The 17947-nt window shown below is 38.3% G+C and carries 13 protein-coding genes; 1 reads left to right on the forward strand and 12 read right to left on the reverse strand.

Annotated elements, in window-relative coordinates:
* Positions 1–173 precede the first annotated feature (173 nt).
* From mdh to QUF99_RS23910, 4 genes are all read right to left on the reverse strand, one after another.
* Entirely contained in the window at positions 174–1112 is a 939-nt protein-coding gene (gene mdh, locus QUF99_RS23895) for a malate dehydrogenase (protein ID WP_289373398.1), read from the reverse strand.
* Positions 1113–1132: 20 nt separating this feature from the next.
* Positions 1133–2425, reverse strand: a complete 1293-nt coding sequence (icd, locus tag QUF99_RS23900) for an NADP-dependent isocitrate dehydrogenase (protein ID WP_289373399.1) — start codon at positions 2423–2425, stop codon at positions 1133–1135.
* 159 nt (positions 2426–2584) lie between these two features.
* Complete coding sequence (citZ, locus tag QUF99_RS23905; RefSeq protein WP_289373400.1) at positions 2585–3733, reverse strand: citrate synthase; 1149 nt, start codon at positions 3731–3733, stop codon at positions 2585–2587.
* A gap of 387 nt (positions 3734–4120) precedes the next feature.
* The gene (locus tag QUF99_RS23910) at positions 4121–4582 is read right to left on the reverse strand and encodes a DUF441 domain-containing protein (RefSeq protein ID WP_289373401.1); all 462 of its coding nucleotides are present in this window, start codon (positions 4580–4582) and stop codon (positions 4121–4123) included.
* A 579-nt stretch (positions 4583–5161) separates the two neighbouring features.
* Here QUF99_RS23910 and ytvI point away from each other — a divergent pair.
* The gene (gene ytvI / locus QUF99_RS23915; RefSeq protein WP_289373402.1) at positions 5162–6268 is read left to right on the forward strand and encodes a sporulation integral membrane protein YtvI; all 1107 of its coding nucleotides are present in this window, start codon (positions 5162–5164) and stop codon (positions 6266–6268) included.
* 287 nt (positions 6269–6555) lie between these two features.
* On the opposite strand, the gene QUF99_RS23920 is transcribed toward ytvI, so the two are convergent.
* The 8 genes from QUF99_RS23920 to dnaE all read right to left on the reverse strand — a co-directional run bounded on the left by QUF99_RS23920 (position 6556) and on the right by dnaE (position 17842).
* Positions 6556–6945 (reverse strand): FxsA family protein, encoded by a 390-nt coding sequence (locus QUF99_RS23920; RefSeq protein WP_289373403.1) that lies wholly within the window; start codon positions 6943–6945, stop codon positions 6556–6558.
* Between the two features lie 577 nt (positions 6946–7522).
* Positions 7523–9280 carry a pyruvate kinase gene (gene pyk, locus QUF99_RS23925; RefSeq protein ID WP_289373405.1) on the reverse strand — a complete coding sequence of 586 codons (1758 nt, stop codon included), beginning with the start codon at positions 9278–9280 and terminating at the stop codon, positions 7523–7525.
* 53 nt (positions 9281–9333) lie between these two features.
* Entirely contained in the window at positions 9334–10293 is a 960-nt protein-coding gene (pfkA, locus tag QUF99_RS23930) for a 6-phosphofructokinase (RefSeq protein WP_289373406.1), read from the reverse strand.
* 128 nt (positions 10294–10421) lie between these two features.
* Positions 10422–11396 (reverse strand): acetyl-CoA carboxylase carboxyl transferase subunit alpha, encoded by a 975-nt coding sequence (gene accA / locus QUF99_RS23935; RefSeq protein ID WP_289373407.1) that lies wholly within the window; start codon positions 11394–11396, stop codon positions 10422–10424.
* Entirely contained in the window at positions 11384–12253 is an 870-nt protein-coding gene (accD, locus tag QUF99_RS23940) for an acetyl-CoA carboxylase, carboxyltransferase subunit beta (RefSeq protein ID WP_289373408.1), read from the reverse strand. Before accD ends, accA begins: the two co-directional genes overlap by 13 nt.
* Positions 12254–12510: 257 nt before the next feature.
* The gene (locus tag QUF99_RS23945; protein WP_289373410.1) at positions 12511–13155 is read right to left on the reverse strand and encodes a FadR/GntR family transcriptional regulator; all 645 of its coding nucleotides are present in this window, start codon (positions 13153–13155) and stop codon (positions 12511–12513) included.
* Between the two features lie 14 nt (positions 13156–13169).
* Positions 13170–14447, reverse strand: a complete 1278-nt coding sequence (gene ystJ, locus QUF99_RS23950) for an NADP-dependent malic enzyme (protein WP_289373412.1) — start codon at positions 14445–14447, stop codon at positions 13170–13172.
* Between the two features lie 65 nt (positions 14448–14512).
* Complete coding sequence (gene dnaE, locus QUF99_RS23955; protein ID WP_289373413.1) at positions 14513–17842, reverse strand: DNA polymerase III subunit alpha; 3330 nt, start codon at positions 17840–17842, stop codon at positions 14513–14515.
* Between the last annotated feature and the right edge of the window lie 105 nt (positions 17843–17947).

Here is a 17947-nt window from a genome sequence, read left to right on the forward strand (position 1 = left end):
AGGCGATATATTATTCGAGTCACTACTATAATGAAGCAAAGTATATTGCAAATATAGGTTCTTATCATAGGATATAAAAAATGATAGCGTTTTCATATTATTTTAAAAAAACAATCCGCCAAATAGAGGAAAAAGATTCGGGGCCCCGAATCTTTTTCCTTACTTATATTCTATTAAACAAGAACCTTCATGACATTACGCACAGATTCTACAGAACGATCTAATCCTGCTTTTTCTTCAGGAAGAAGATCTAATTCAATAATTTTTTCAATTCCGTTACCACCTAAAATAACTGGTACACCTAAATACAAATCGCTATAACCATATTCACCTTCAAGGTATGCGATAGCTGGCAATACACGACGTTGATCTTTTAAGATCGCCTCAGTCATCTCAACTAAAGAAGCAGCTGGTGCGTAATATGCACTACCGTTTCCTAGTAAGCTTACAATTTCGCCGCCACCTTTACGTGTACGTTCTACAATTGCTTCTAAGCGTTCTTTCGAAATTAATGTTTCTAATGGAATACCACCCGCATAAGAATAACGAACAAGTGGTACCATGTCATCACCATGTCCACCAAGAACAAATCCTGTAATATCTTTTACAGAAAAGTTTAATTCTTGTGCGATGAATGTACGGAAACGAGCTGTATCTAATACTCCCGATTGACCAATAACGCGTTCTTTCGGGAAGCCTGCTTCTTTAAATACAGAATATGTCATTGCATCAACTGGATTTGTTAATACAACAATAATTGCGTTTGGTGAATGTTTTGCAATATCACGCGTAATACTTTTCATAATTTTTGAGTTTGTCGCTACTAAATCATCGCGGCTCATACCTGGTTTACGTGCGATACCTGCTGTAATAACAACAACGTCAGAATCAGCAGTATCTGCGTAATCAGATGTGCCGATAATGTTAGCATCAAAACCTTGTACAGGGCTTGCCTCTAACATATCTAACGCTTTCCCTTTTGTTGGATTTTCCAGCTGTGGAATGTCCACTAATACAACATCTGCAAGCTCTTTTTGAGCTAATAAAAATGCTGTTGTTGCTCCTGTAAATCCTGCACCGATGACTGAAACTTTTTTGCGTTTGATTGTCATAACTTCTCCCCCACCTTGAATTATGCGTTTTTGATTGCCGCTACATCCATATTGTTGATAAGTGCATCAGCAAACTCGGAACATTTCACTTCTGTTGCACCATCCATTAGACGTGCAAAGTCATATGTTACCACTTTTGAAGCAATTGTTTTTTCTACTGAAGCAGTTACTAATTTCGCCGCTTCATTCCAACCTAGATGTTCTAATAATAATACTCCTGAAAGAAGAACAGAAGATGGATTTACTTTATCTAAACCTGCATATTTTGGAGCTGTACCATGTGTCGCTTCAAAAATAGCATGTCCAGTAACATAGTTAATATTTGCACCAGGTGCAATACCAATGCCACCTACTTGTGCTGCAAGTGCATCAGAAATATAATCGCCATTTAAGTTCATTGTTGCAACAACATCAAACTCACGTGGACGTGTTAAAATTTGTTGTAAGAAGATATCTGCAATAGAATCTTTTACGATGATTTTACCAGCTTCTTCAGCTACTGCCATCGCTGTATTCGCTGCATCTTTACCATCTTTTTCAACAATACGGTCATATTCAGCCCAAGTAAATACTTTATCGCCAAATTCTTGTTCCGCTACTTCATAACCCCAGTTTTTGAAAGCACCTTCTGTAAATTTCATAATGTTACCTTTATGAACAATAGTAACAGAAGAACGATTTTCGTTAATTGCATATTGAATTGCGGCACGAACAAGACGCTTTGTCCCTTCTTCTGAAATTGGTTTAATACCAATTCCTGATGTTTCTGGGAAGCGAATTTTGTTTACACCCATTGTTTCTTTTAAGAACTCAAGCACTTTCTGTGCTTCTGGAGACCCTTGCGCATATTCAATACCAGCATAAATGTCTTCTGTATTTTCACGGAAAATAACCATATCAGTATCTTCCGGACGTTTTACAGGTGAAGGAACACCTTCAAAGTAACGAACTGGACGTAGGCATACGTATAAATCTAATTCTTGACGAAGCGCTACGTTTAAAGAACGAATACCACCACCAACAGGAGTTGTAAGCGGGCCTTTAATTGCAATTAAATATTCGCGAATTTCATTTAAAGTCTCTTCTGGTAACCACTCGCCTGTTTTATTAAATGCTTTTTCTCCAGCAAGCACTTCTTTCCAAACGATTTTCTTCTCACCATCATAAGCTTTTTCAACAGCCGCTTCTAGTACACGAGATGCAGCCGTCCAAATATCTGGTCCAATGCCATCCCCTTCAATAAAAGGAATAATCGGATTGTTTGGTACATTCATAACACCATTCGTTACAGTAATTTTTTCTCCTGTCGTCACTGTGATAACCCCCATGTGTGAAATTTCATATGTATGAAACTGAGGGATTAAACCCTCAGTTCAAACCGTTAGTCAAATTAAAATATTCCAATCATTATATCTTTGCGAAAAAATCAGACTTTTGAAAGCGTATTTACACTATCCAAATAGTGTTTTTACTTATCGTTGTGCTAATGGAACGTATCGTTGATGCGTTGGTCCATTATAATCAGCACGTGGACGGATTAAGCGGTTATTTTCATATTGTTCTAGAATATGAGCTAACCAGCCTGACATACGACTAATTGCAAAGATTGGTGTAAATAAATCATGATCAATTCCTAAACAATGGTAAACGGAAGCAGAATAGAAATCGACATTTGGTGGAAGACCTTTTTCTTTTGTTACAATGTCTTCGATTTTGATAGACATATTATACCATTTTTCTTCCCCTAATAGCACGCATAATCTCTTAGACATTTCTCGTAAATGTTTCGCGCGTGGATCACCATGCTCATATACGCGGTGACCAAATCCCATAATCTTAACTTTATTTTGAAGCGCATTATGAATATAGGATTCTACATTTTCTTCTTCGTCAATTTCTTTCAACATCTTCATTACATTTTCATTTGCCCCGCCGTGAAGAGGACCTTTCAGTGCACCAATTGCTGCAGTAATACCAGAGTATACATCTGAAAGTGTAGCAACACAAACACGCGCTGTAAATGTAGAAGCATTTAATTCATGATCCGCATGAAGCACAAGCGCTTTATCGAAAGCCTCAATTTCTACTTCATTTGGTTCGCGGTTATTTAACATGTAAACAAAGTTTGCAGCTAGCGATAAATCTTTTCGTGGCTCAACTACTTCTAAACCTTTGCGAATTCTTGCATAAGCTGCAACAAGAGTTCCTACTTGAGCCTGCAATTTAACCGCTTTCAAATAGTTGGACTTCTCATCCATTAATTCAGCGCTCTCATCGTATAATGATAACATGGAAATCGCTGTTCGTAAAACAGTCATTGGATGCGCAACCTTTAAATCTACTTGTTTTAAATATGTTAAAATCTCACTCGGAACTTTAGAATTTTCAGATAACATCTTTTTTAACTCCGTTAGCTCCTCTTCGTTTGGAAGCTTGCGGTGCCATAATAAATATATTACTTCTTCAAACGTAGCATTTTCCGCTAAATCATCAATATTATACCCAACATAAGTTAATGTATCATCAATAATAGAACTCACGGATGATGTTGTTGCTACTACCCCTTCTAAACCTCGAATAACAGTCATAACACTCTCTCCTTTTCCTAAAAATTCTCCCAACCCTGCTCCTTTGTATCTGTTTGCTCTCCTTATAAATTATGAACGCCCGTTCACTCTTTAGGCAAGCAAAATGCACGATCATGCAAATTTGTTGTGATGTTCCCATCATGTAGTTCCATTGCTTTTCGCAAAGCATGAGCGTGAGTTTCTCCCCGAATCCTCACGCTTAGAACAACAGATGGTGAGGAAAACTAGTTTCGAAGAGTCTATGATAAAAACAACATAAAACAATATCAATAAAAAATTGTTTTATGTTGTTTTTATTTTATCTGGTGTAAATCTTTGCTGCTATGTAGCCTTTAAAAAGTTTTCTAACTCTATTATAAACAATTATCTGACTTTTGTGAATGGAAAGAATTCAAAAAATTTATATTACAATAAAATTTTTTATTTAAACATCTGTATAATGTTCATCACTGCATAGGCAATTCCCGCTCCGATTAACGGTCCTACAGCGACTCCATTAAATAATGCCACCGCTATAATTGTCCCAAATACAAGCGCTGTCGTAATGTGAGGATCGCTTGTTAACAGTTGTACGCCACCCTTTGCAAGAAGAGCAACTGCTATCCCTGAGGCCAGCGCGATCCACGCATAATACGATTTAGTTGCTTCAACCAATTGCTTAAATCCAATTTCACCAGTAGCGATCGGGACAAGAACAGCAATAGTAATAACTGTTACTCCAAGATTAATCCCCTTCGTTTGCATATACGGAAGAAGCTTATCTCCTAAAAACGTCCATTTTAATAAGAATAAAACCCCTACAGCTACAGTTAGTGATTGATTTTTCGCAACAAGTCCAATAATAAGTAATATGAATAAAAATAACGTTGATTGACTAATCATGATTGCACTTCCTTTCTGAAAATAATGAAAGCATTCACAAATGAAATTACTGTTAAACACATCGTTATACATAATTTACACTGATTTTGTCGTTAATGGGTGCTGATGATAAAGTGAAACCTTTATCAGTGGGGTTTTCTTCATCCCCCACTGATCATTAACCCTCACCAATCGGGATTTTACGGGCAGTTTACCCTTCACCTAACTTCTTTGCTTTTTGCTGAATTTTGAGGCGGGGGTATTACCGCCCGCGAATAGTGGGATAAACGAAACCCACCGATGAGCTATGATCAGATATTTTTATACCAATAAAACCTTTTCTCCTAGCGGAAAAGGGACGTTGCTCTCCTTTCTTTTCTTAGAAAAAACAGGTAAAATAAAGGTAGATACAACGAAACTTTTATCAGTGGAAGTCTCCATTCCCACTAATAATTAGCCCTCACCAATCGGGCTTTTAGGGGCAGTTATCTTCTGCATTTCTTCGCATCTTGAGGTAGGGTTGTTACGGCCTGCGAATAGCGGGATAAATCCATCATTCCAATATAACACAATACAATTCGGAATGGGAGGTAAGCACTTTTGAATCGAAATTTACTGTATATTATATTACGACTTTTATTTGTCATTGCAGTAGCAATAATTGGGTTTTATGTACTATTGTATGTTTCCGGTCTTATATACCCATTTATCATTGCCTTAGCCTTTGCTTATTTGATAAATCCAGTCGTGAATTTTCTCAATCAAAAACTTCAATTCCCCCGTGCCTTAGCAGTACTCGTCGGCTTAATTCTTGTTTTCGGTGCCATTGTGGGTCTCGTTACGTACATTGTGACAGAAGTTATTTCCGCTACAACCTACTTACTACAAGTTGTCACAGATAAACTTCCAGCCATTATACAATATGCACAACAATTTGCGCTCAACAATATTATGCCTTTATATGATGATTTAATTTCTAAATTTAATCATCTTGGCGAATCGCAGCAGTATACGATTACACAAAATATTCAAAATCTAGGAACAGAAGCAACAAAGCAAATGAAAGATCTGTTAACCGCTATTATAAGTGGATTAACATACTTTATTAGCGCACTTCCAACAACGTTAACAGTCCTTGTCTTCGTTTTATTAGCAACTTTCTTTATTAGTTTCGATTGGCACACACTTGCCCATAGAGTTAAAAAATCGCTTCCAAATCGTATACATGGATATGGAAAGACCATTTTTTTCGATTTACGAAAAGCTTTATTTGGATTTGTAAAAGCACAACTTACACTTGTCTCCATGACGACAATTATCGTATTAATCGGGCTATTAATTTTACGCGTACCATACGCAATTACAATTGCTCTCATTACAGGTATTGTGGATTTACTTCCTTATTTAGGAACTGGAGCTATTTTTGTTCCTTGGATTATTTATATATTTTTCACAGGAGATACAGCGTTCGCAATCGGTTTACTCATTTTATATATCGTCGTTATTGTCCAAAGACAATTAATGGAGCCAAAAGTATTATCCTCTAATATCGGACTCGATCCATTGCCAACACTTATCGCATTATTTGTTGGATTTAAATTATATGGATTTTTAGGTTTAATTATCGGTCCAGTCACTTTAGTGCTATTAAATACATTACACAAAGCTCGTGTGTTTCATGATTTGTGGAAGTTTATTAAAGGATAGCAAAGATGAAATTAGTGAGACCGTCGAGAAACATCTGCTTTAAATGATCAAATAGCATCCCTCTTTTCATACAGACAAAAAAAGAAGGTGATCGTCCATATATAGTGGATAATCACCTTCTTTTTTATTGAAATAGACTGTTTTTATACCTCCGAAACCGATTTTTGGTTTTTTATTCTTCATAACGTATAAAGATTCTTCCCTTTTCTTCCTTTTTATTCAAGTGAATAAATATACATTTTAGTTTTGAAAAAAAATAACACTTGAAGTAACTTCCACTTCAAGTGTTATTTTTGAACGATAATTGTTGTATTTCTACTTAATTTCCACTGTAGCCACTTTATCATCATTAGTTTAAACGGCTTTCGCGTTACAGGGAATATAAGAATAATCCCTATTACATCCGTCACATATCCAGGTACCAATAGGAGGATCCCGCCTATAAAAACAAAAATACCATCTAATACAGCATCTCCTGGCAATTCACCTCTATTTAATCGGTATTGAATCTCTCTTAATACCGCAAAACCTTGTCGCTTTGCCAAATAAACACCTATAACACCGGTGAACACAATCATAGCAAATGTTGGCCACATTCCTATAAAATGACTCGATCCGATTAATACAGTTACTTCAATAGCCGGAATTAAAATCAAGAGAAAAAGAAACCATTTCATTTACTCACCCCTTTATCTCATTTTAACAGTCAATAAAGTAAAACTTTTATCAGTGTTTTTTTCTTCTTCTCCCACTGATTATCAGCCCTCACCAATTGGGCTTTTACGGGTAGTTTATCCCCCACCTAAGTTCTTTGCTTCCTGTCGAACTTTGAGGTGGGGGATTACCGTCCGCGAATAACGGGGTAAAACCTTCAATTTAAAACTATATAAATACAAATTAAAAACCCGACATAAACCCCTTCTTTTTAGGTGAGAGAGAGCATCCGGCCATGCATAGAAGCGGTCAGATACTTTTTCTGCCCAGACACAGTGAAAACAAAGAGAGGAGTACAGGTCACCTTTTGTTATCCATAGCCGTGGCTTATATGTCGAAAAATCAAAATGGATTTATATAACAACCTAGTATACAAGCTTTCCATCAATAAGGAAAGGAGGAACAACCCTCATACCATTCTCTCTCACTCTAGCAGGCCGTAAAAGCCCCATCGATGATAGTTTCACTTTATCAGAATATTTTTGTTTTCAAATTGTAAAAAAAAGAGAAGGATTCCCATCCTTCTCTCCATATTACTTCTTATAGCACTTCCGCATGTCCATTATAAACAATTCCACGCGCTGCATCAACTGTTACTTCTTGGCCAGAGATTAAAGTTGTTGTTACACCTTCAACACCAACGATAACTGGAATACCGATTGATACACCTACAACTGCTGCATGGCTTGTTAAGCCACCTTCTTCTACCACTAGAGCTGCAGCTTTTTCGATTGCAGGAATCATATCTTTATCAGTACTTGTTGTAACAAGGATAGAACCTTCTGTTACGTTCGCTACAGCTTCTTCAGCTGTTTTCGCTACAACTACTTTACCTTTTGCTGATTTACGGCCAATTCCTTGTCCTTTAGCAATTTGCTCACCAACAACATGGATTTTCATTAAGTTTGTTGTGCCAGTTTCCGCAACTGGTACACCAGCAGTGATTACAACCGTATCACCAACACCGATTAGATTTGCATCCATACCTGTTTGAATCGCAGTATCTAACATTTCATCAGTAGATGCTGCACGTTTTCCAGCCATAAACGCTTGTACACCCCAAACAAGTGCAAGACGACGACATACTTGCTCGTCAGATGTTACAGCTAAGATTGGAGATTTCGGACGGTATTTAGAGATCATTTTCGCAGTATGGCCACTTTCTGTTGGCGCAACGATTGCAGCTACTTCAAGAGCGATCGCTGTGTGTGCAACAGATTGACTAATTGCATCTGTAATTGTTGCAGTTTGTTCTTTAATGCGTTTTTTGAACATATCTTCATATTGTAAAGATTTTTCAACACGTGTTGCAATATTTGCCATCATTGTTACCGCTTCTACTGGGTATAGACCCGCTGCAGTTTCACCAGAAAGCATGATTGCATCTGTACCATCAAAGATAGCATTCGCTACGTCACTCGCCTCCGCACGCGTTGGACGAGGGTTACGTTGCATAGAATCTAACATTTGTGTTGCAGTAATAACTGGCTTGCCTAATACGTTACATTTTTTGATTAGACGTTTTTGTACTAATGGTACTTCTTCAGGCGGAATTTCTACACCCATATCACCACGAGCTACCATTAAACCGTCAGAAACTTCTAAGATAGAATCGATGTTATCGATACCTTCTTGGTTTTCAATTTTTGGTACGATTTGAATGTACTGCGCATTATGACCTTCTAGTAATTCACGAATTTCTAATACGTCAGACGCTTTACGAACGAAAGAAGCTGCGATGAAGTCAACTTTTTGCTCAATACCGAAGATGATGTCTTTTACGTCTTTTTCAGTGATACCAGGAAGCTTAATGCTTACGTTTGGTACGTTTACACCTTTTTTATTTTTTACAGTGCCGCTGTTTAATACTTTTGTACGGATATCACCGTCTTCTTTTTCTAGTACCTCTAACTCGATAAGGCCGTCATCGATTAGAATGCGAGATCCTGGGTGTACATCATCATAAAGACCTGCATAAGATACAGAGAACTTTTCAGCTGTTCCTAATACTTGTTCTGTAGAAATAACAACTTCTGCACCTGTTACTAATTCAGCTTGTCCGTCTACGAAATCGTGCGTACGAATTTCTGGGCCTTTTGTATCAAGTAAGATCCCTACTGTTTTACCAGTTTTCTTTGATGCTTTACGAATATTCTCGATACGTGCTCCGTGCTCTTCATGGCTACCATGAGAGAAGTTTAAACGAGCAACGTTCATCCCCGCTTCAATTAATTGCTCTAATTTTTCAATATTTTCACTAGCAGGACCTATAGTACATACAATTTTTGTTTTACGCATATTGCACCTCCGAAAATTATGAAACCGTTCCCAAATATCCGACATTAATTCGATTAGATGGATAATTCTTTTGACAATTGATACATATCTTGATCAATTGTATGTTTTTGCGCTAACGCTTCGATAATATCATGATCAACAAGTTGATTATTTTGAATACCTACACAACGTCCACCTTGTCCTGCAAGTAACAGTTCAACTGCTCTTGCACCAAGACGACTTGCCAATACACGGTCTTGTGCACTTGGTGATCCACCACGTTGTACGTGACCTAACACAGTAACACGAGTATCAAATTGTGTTGCCTCTTCAATTTGTTTACCAATTTCAATCGCACTACCAACACCTTCAGCTACCACAATAATACTATGTTTTTTCCCACGCTCACTACCGCGTTTTAGACGAGCAATAACATCTTCCATATCATACTCTTCTTCTGGGATTAAGATTGTTTCCGCACCATCAGCTAAACCAGCCCATAATGCGATATCGCCAGCGTGACGACCCATTACTTCAATAACATATGTACGTTCATGAGATGTAGCTGTATCACGAATTTTATCAATCGCATCAATTACAGTATTTAACGCTGTATCAAAACCGATTGTGAAATCTGTGCCAGGAATGTCATTATCAATTGTACCTGGTACACCGACACAAGGGAAGCCATGCTCTGTTAATTTTTTAGCACCTTGGTAAGAACCATCGCCACCAATAACAACAAGTCCTTCAATACCAAGTTTCTTTAATTGCTCAATACCTTGTAGTTGTACTTCTGGTTGTTTAAACTCTGGACATCTTGCTGTATATAATTTTGTTCCACCACGGTGGATAATATCGCCAACAGAACCAAGTTCTAATTTTTCAATATGACCAGAAATTAATCCTGCGTATCCATGATAGATACCATATACTTCCAGGTCATGGAACATTGCTTTACGAACAACCGCACGAATGGCAGCATTCATACCAGGTGAATCTCCACCACTTGTTAATACACCAATACGTTTCATTTGTACTCACCTCATAAAGATTATTTACCTTATAATAAAATAACACGAAAAAATATAAAAACACAATGGAGAAGATGTGTCTTTTCACAAGAAAAACGTGCATTCGCGAAGTGGAACGCACGCTTTTCTTATTTTACCCAAATGGAAGCGTTTGAAAACGAAACTTGCCCAATTTTCATATATTTTTCATAACGATTTTCGATCAGTTCATCTTTTGAAACACCTTTTAATTGTTGGAATGTTTTTTTCAGCATAAGGTCAATATTTTCTGCCTGCCTCAAAATATTGCGATGCGCACCGCCTCGCGCTTCCGGAATAATTTCATCAATTACACCCAATTCTTTCAAATTAGCTGCTGTAATTTTCATCGCTTCAGCAGCTTCTTTCGCTTTTCCTGCATCTTTCCAAAGGATTGCCGCTGCTCCTTCTGGGGTAATTACAGAATAAGTGGAATTTTCTAGCATATGAATGTAATCTCCTACTCCAAGACCTAACGCACCGCCACTTCCACCTTCACCAATTACAATACAAATAACAGGCACTGTCAGTCCTGCCATTTCAAATAAATTACGCGCAATCGCTTCACTTTGTCCACGTTCTTCAGCAGCTTTACCAGGATAAGCACCTTTCGTATCAATAAAGCAAATGATTGGACGATTAAATTTCTCAGCCTGTTTCATTAAACGCAGTGCTTTTCGATATCCTTCTGGATGAGGCATCCCAAAATTACGACGAATATTTTCTTTCGTATCTTTCCCGCGCTGGTGCCCAATGACTGTTACAGGCATTCCATGATATTTCGCAATGCCGCCGACGATCGCCGCATCATCGCCAAATAGACGATCTCCATGACATTCAAAAAAATCAGTAAATAAGTGCTCAATATAATCGAGCGTCGTCGGTCGTTCAGCATGACGAGCAATTTGAACGCGGTCCCATACTTTCATATTGCCGTATATTTCTTCCTCTAAATTTTCTAGCTTGTCTTCCAAAATACGAATCTCCTCACTGAAGTCCATCTGGGTGTTTTTCGTATATTCTTTCAGCTCATAGATTTTATTTCTTAGCTCAACAACTGGTTTTTCAAATTCTAGTTCTGCCATACAGCCGCTTCCCCTCCCTGATGAACTTCTAAAACCTTACGGAGCGTATCTTTCATATCATCACGATGCACAACCGCATCCAATTGACCGTGCGCTAGTAAAAACTCTGCCGTTTGGAAATCCTCCGGCAATTTCTCACGCACCGTTTGTTCAATCACACGTCTACCAGCAAAACCGATAAGTGCACCTGGTTCTGCTAAATTATAATCACCAAGTGAAGCGAAACTTGCTGAAACACCACCCGTTGTCGGATGCGTCATAACAGAAATAAATAATCCTCCGGCATTGCTATGCTTTTTCAAAGCTACGCTCGTTTTTGCCATTTGCATTAGGCTTAAAATGCCTTCTTGCATGCGTGCACCGCCCGATGCAGTAAAGATAATGAACGGCACTTGTAGCTCGTATGCTTTTTCAACTGCACGTGCAATTTTTTCACCTACGACAGAGCCCATGCTGCCCATTCGAAATCTAGAATCCATCACTGCAATAACAACAAGCATCTCATCAATTGTTCCTTCGCCTGTCACAACTGCCTCGTTTAATTCTGTTTTCTTACGATCACTCTCTAATTTCTCCTCATAGTTTGGAAATTGGAGTGGATTTAACGAAACCATCTCTTTGTCATACTCACGAAATGAACCTTCGTCCAATACACTGTCAAGACGTTCCCATGCATTCATCGGATGATGATAGCCACAGTTCACGCATACTTTTAAGTTTTTAAGAAGCTCTTTTGTATACATGATTTTCTTACATTTCGGGCATTTTGTCATAACGCCATCCGGTACATCTCTTCGTACTTGTTCTGAAGGAATTGCAGCATATTTTTTCTTTTTTACGAATAAATCTCTTAGCACAATTTGACCCCCTTTGTTGAGAGCTAAGGTTAGGGTAGGAAGAAAACGGGGCTAACACCGAAGTTTGATGTTAGCCTTGTCTTCTCAATCTGTCTACTAGAGGATATTCAAAAAGTCCGGTAAAGATAGCTGTCGCATTTCTTTATTCTCCTTTTTGAACACGCACTAATAACCTTTCTCTTTACGTTTAACTTTAACCGCTATGCGCTAAATTGTTTGTCATAACGTGTCATGGTCATTTCGACAAATTTTATACACTACGAGTGAAACTGTATGTTTTCTACTAATTCATCATAGATTTTCAACGCTTCTTCTTCATTTTTCGCTTCTAATACTTCATACAGCTTTCTATAGATTTCTATAGATTCTAGCGAAATATGACAAGAAAGAGTTGCAACATAATCATTTACAATCATCCAAATACGATACAATAAATAATTGTCCACTTGTTCAATAAGTGTTTTAAAAAACGTTTGATGAAACACATCAATAGAGCTTTCGTTGTCCTTAAGCACTTGGTGTAACATCCTAAGCACCACAGAAAACGTTTCCTTCGGTAAATCACATACGATGCGAAGAACATCTTTTTCAAGCAATCGTTTCGTCTGTAACAAATCACGAATTGTTTTCTCATCCTGTAGTAAAAACGGTGCAATTAATTGTACAAGGCCATTATCATAAAAGTTTCGAATAAACGTCCCTTCTCCTCGCCTTGTTTCAATTAACCCTACGAGCTCTAATGCTCGCAATGCTTCTCGTACAGAAGAACGTCCCACATTTAAACGTGAGCTTAACTCTCGTTCAGACGGCAAGCGATCTCCTGCCACTAATCCATCCTCTTCCATAATCGAACGGATTTTTTTTACAATTTCAAGATAGACTTTTGTATTTGATGATGTCAATTGAATTTCCTCGCTTATTCTTTACCAATCATCGCTAATTTTTTTGTTTTCTCAGCTACTTCATTTGGATCTACTTGACGACGTGCTACACCAGTCTCCATCGCAGCTTTCGCAACGTAAGCCGCCACTTGCGGCGCTACACGCGCATCAAACGGAGCTGGAATGATATAGTCTGCGTTTAGTTCATCAGCTGTTATAAGCTCTGATATAGCTTGTACAGCCGCTACTTTCATTTCTTCATTAATTTGTGTTGCATGTACATCAAGTGCACCGCGGAAAATACCAGGGAACGCTAGTACATTGTTTACTTGGTTTGGAAAATCAGAGCGTCCAGTTCCAACAACAGCTGCTCCTGCGGCTTTTGCAATTTCCGGCATAATTTCTGGAACCGGATTTGCCATTGCAAAAATAATTGCATCTTCGTTCATTGTACGAACCATTTCCTCAGTCAACGCACCCGCTGCAGATACACCGATAAATACGTCTGCCCCTTGAATAACTTCCGCTAAAGAACCTTCTTCACGATTTTTGTTTGTATATTTCGCAACCTCGTCTTTTACAGGGTTCATGCCGACAGGACGACCTTCGTAAATCGCGCCTTTTCTGTCACACATAATAATGTCGCGTACACCATAACGATATAAAAGTTTAATAATCGCAATCCCCGCTGCTCCTGCACCGCTTGCTACAACTTTAATATTAGACATTTTCTTTCCAACTAACTTAAGTGCGTTTACAAGACCCGCTACTGTTACGATAGCTGTTCCATGTTGATCATCATGGAATACAGGAATGTTTGTTTCTTTTTTCAAGCGCTCTTCAATGATAAAGCAGTTTGGTGCTGCAATATCCTCTAAGTTTACGCCACCAAAAGTTGGCTCCATTAATTTTACAGTTTCAACAATTTTATCTACATCGTTTGTATTTAGGGCAATTGGGAATGCATCTACGCCAGCAAAGCTCTTGAATAATACTGCCTTACCTTCCATTACTGGAAGAGATGCTTCTGGTCCGATGTTTCCAAGACCAAGCACAGCTGTTCCGTCAGTTACAACTGCTACCATGTTACCCTTCATCGTATATTCATATACCTTACTTTTATCGTCATAGATATCTTTACAAGGTTCTGCAACCCCTGGAGAATACGCAAGACTTAAATCTTTTGCATTTTCTACTTTTACTTTTGATACAGTTTCTAATTTTCCTTGATGCACTTTATGCATGTGAAGTGCTTCTTCACGAAGTGTTGACAAACTATCCACTCTCCTCAATTTGTTCTTGCTGCATATCATTCTCTCCAAGTGGTCTGACCACGAACGCTACTACTATAATAATCGAAAAACAGGGAAATTGTCCATTATATTTTCACAACAACATTTTCCTCACCGACGATTTCGCGAAGCGCTTGTAAACATTCTTCACTTGGATGGATTGACAAACTACGAGACAATTGTACCATTTTATGTTCTTTTTCATAATAAATTAGTACTTTCGCAAAACCTGAATAATGAAATAATATTTTCGTGACATTGTTAAATACTCTTTTTTCATACTGAGATGGTATTTTCACATAAATAGATGCTTCTTCCATTTCATCGTAAACATCCATCTGTTCTAACTGATAAATACCATTCACAATCCATTGCAACTTATGGTTTCGCTGTTCAATAGTCCCTTCTAGTAGAACAACCGCTCCTTCTTGTAGCCTCTCAGCAAAATGAACATACGTCTCTGGAAATACAACCGCTTCCATTTCATCATTTTGATCACAAAACGTTAAAAATGCCATTTTTTGCATTTTTTTCGTCCGAATGACTTTTATACTTGTCAAATATACAATTGTTCGCTGCACTTTCCGCTGCTGCTTCATCGCTTGGGCAAGCGTCGGAATCTCCAGTTGCTTAATTAATTTTGCATACTGCGCAGTGGGATAACTTGATAAATAAAAGCCAAGTGCCTCTTTCTCTTTATCTAATTGCTCAATGAAAGATAGATCTATCTCTTGCGCATACTCTGACTTCGGTACAAGGTCTTCACCGATTTCACGAGCTAAACTCGCATATTCTAACGCGCCCTTAATACTGCCAAAAAGGGATGCACGTGACACTTGAAAATCATCGAAGCAGCCAGCCCAAATCAGCGTCTCCAAATTGCGCTCAGTCACAAACTTTGCCGGCATACGTACGCAGAACTCAAATAAATCTTGAAACGGCTTTTTCTGTCTCTCCTCAATCACCGCGTTCACTGTCGCCATCCCTATATTACGAATTGCAAGCAAACTATATAGAATTGCATTTCCTTCCACCTGAAAATGATCACTACTTCTATGAAGGGACGGAGATAAAACACGAAAACCTTTTCGCTTTGTTTCACGGATATACTGAACAATCTTATCTTCATTTCCAATTGCACTTGATAATAGTGCTGTCATAAATTGCAATGGATAGTTTGCTTTCAAATAAGCAAGCTGATAGCCAATCATACTGTACGCCACAGCGTGACTTCGGTTAAAACCATAATTCGCAAAGCGAACAATTAAGTCATACATTTGCTGTGCCGATGTTTCATCGTGTCCATTTCGTAAACAGCCTTGTACAAAATGCGTCCGTTCCTGATCCAAAATGTCCCGATTTTTCTTACTAACAGCACGTCGTAATAAATCTGCTTCTCCAAGTGAAAATCCCGCTAAGCGCGAGGCGATTTGCATAATTTGTTCTTGATATACAATAACGCCATACGTACTTTCTAAAATTGGTTTCAAATCCGGATGTAAATAATGAATTTGTCGCTTCCCGTGCTTTGATTCAATAAAAACTGGGATTTGCTCCATCGGTCCTGGACGATATAAAGCGTTGACAGCCACAATATCTTCAAACTCATTTGGCCTTAGTGTACGTAATACACCCCGCATTCCCGCTGACTCAAGCTGAAAAACGCCTGTCGTATCTCCTCTTCCAAGCAACTGAAATGTTTTTTCATCCTGAAGAGGTAAACGTCGTATATCCACTTGTTTCCCCGTTGTTTCAACAATGAAATTACAAATATTCTCAAGTAGCGTTAAATTGCGGAGACCGAGAAAATCCATTTTTAACAATCCGAGTTCTTCTAATGCTTCTGCTGGATACTGCGTTACATATACATCGTTATGTCCTTCCTGAATCGCGACACTTCCCGTCAGAGGTTCCTGACTCATAATAACCCCAGCTGCATGAATAGAAGTGTGGCGCGGCAAGCCTTCTACACGTTTTGCAATTTCAAAAACGCGTTCATATAACAAATTACTTTGCACATACTCACGAAGTCCCTGTGACTCTTCATATGCCTCTTCTAGTGTAATACCAATGCGAGACGGAATGAGTTTTGAAAATAAATCTGTATCTTTCGGCTGAAGCCCCATTACACGCGCAATATCTCGAATCGCTGCTTTAGCAGCAAGTGTTCCAAACGTAACAATTTGAGCAACGCGAAGCTGACCATATTTATCCTTTACATAACGAATCATTTCCTCACGTCTGATATCCGGAAAATCAATATCAATATCTGGAAGCGTAACGCGCTCAGGATTTAAAAATCGTTCAAATAATAAATCATACTGAATCGGATCAATATCTGTAATCTCTAATACGTAAGAAACGAGTGAACCCGCCGCTGAACCACGACCTGGCCCCGTTAAAATGCCATTCTCATGAGCATACTTCATAAAATCCCAAACAATGAGGAAATAATCGCTAAATCCCATGCGAGAAATAACCCCGAGTTCATGATCCAAACGATTCTTATGTACCGCTTCTACCACTTGATATCGTTTCTGTAAGCCCTCTTCACAAATACGGCGTAAATATGCACCAGATGTCCCGTTAGCAGGGACCGGAAATTTCGGCAATTGATTGACATGAAACGGAATCTCCACATGACAACGATCCGCAATAACAGCTGTATTATGAAGCGCTTCTTCCATGGAAGAAAATAGGGCTTCCATTTCAGCAGATGACTTAAAATAATACTGATCCGTCTGCAATCTTGGCCTGTCTGGATCGGTCATTTTCGTTCCGCTATGTACCGATAATAAACACTCCTGTACAAGCGCATCGCTCTGTTTTACATAACGAACATCATTTGTAGCAACGACTGGAAGTTTCATAGAGCTTACAAATTGCAGTAATTTCTCTTGCAGCAATAACTCATCTTGAATCGCATGATGCTGCAAACTCATATAAAAGCTCCCAAACATATTTTTATACGTACTAGCTACTTCTTCAGCAGCCTCGTCTTTTCCTTGTAATAACAGCTGTTCAATTTCCCCATCTTTTCCCGGAGAAATGGCAAGTACTCCTTCCGCATAATGAGCAAGCCACTTTTTCAGAATTCCATCTTTTGACTTTGTCATAATCGTACTAGAAATTTTCAATAAGTTCTCGTAACCAGCTTCATTTTCCGCAAGTAAAACGAGCGGATATGACTGGTCTTCCTCTTCATTAAAAACAGATGCCGTTAATCCAATAATGGGCTGAATACCAGCTTTCTTACATGCTTTATAAAATGGAATCACACCGTACATCACATTTTCATCTGTAATTGCTAACGATGAAAAACCAAGCTCTTTTGCTCGACTTACAAGCTCATCAATTTTACAAGCACTTTTTAACAAACTATAAACGGTTTGACATTGTAAATGCACAAACTTCACTTTTGTACCCTCTCTTTACCTGTATGACTACTTTCATTATAGGTGATGACGAAAGCGGAAATCAAAACATACTTCTTATACTTTGTCCATATACATGAAGAAGAA

The sequence above is a fragment of the Bacillus sp. DX4.1 genome (genome assembly GCF_030348195.1).
GTDB lineage: Bacteria > Bacillota > Bacilli > Bacillales > Bacillaceae_G > Bacillus_A.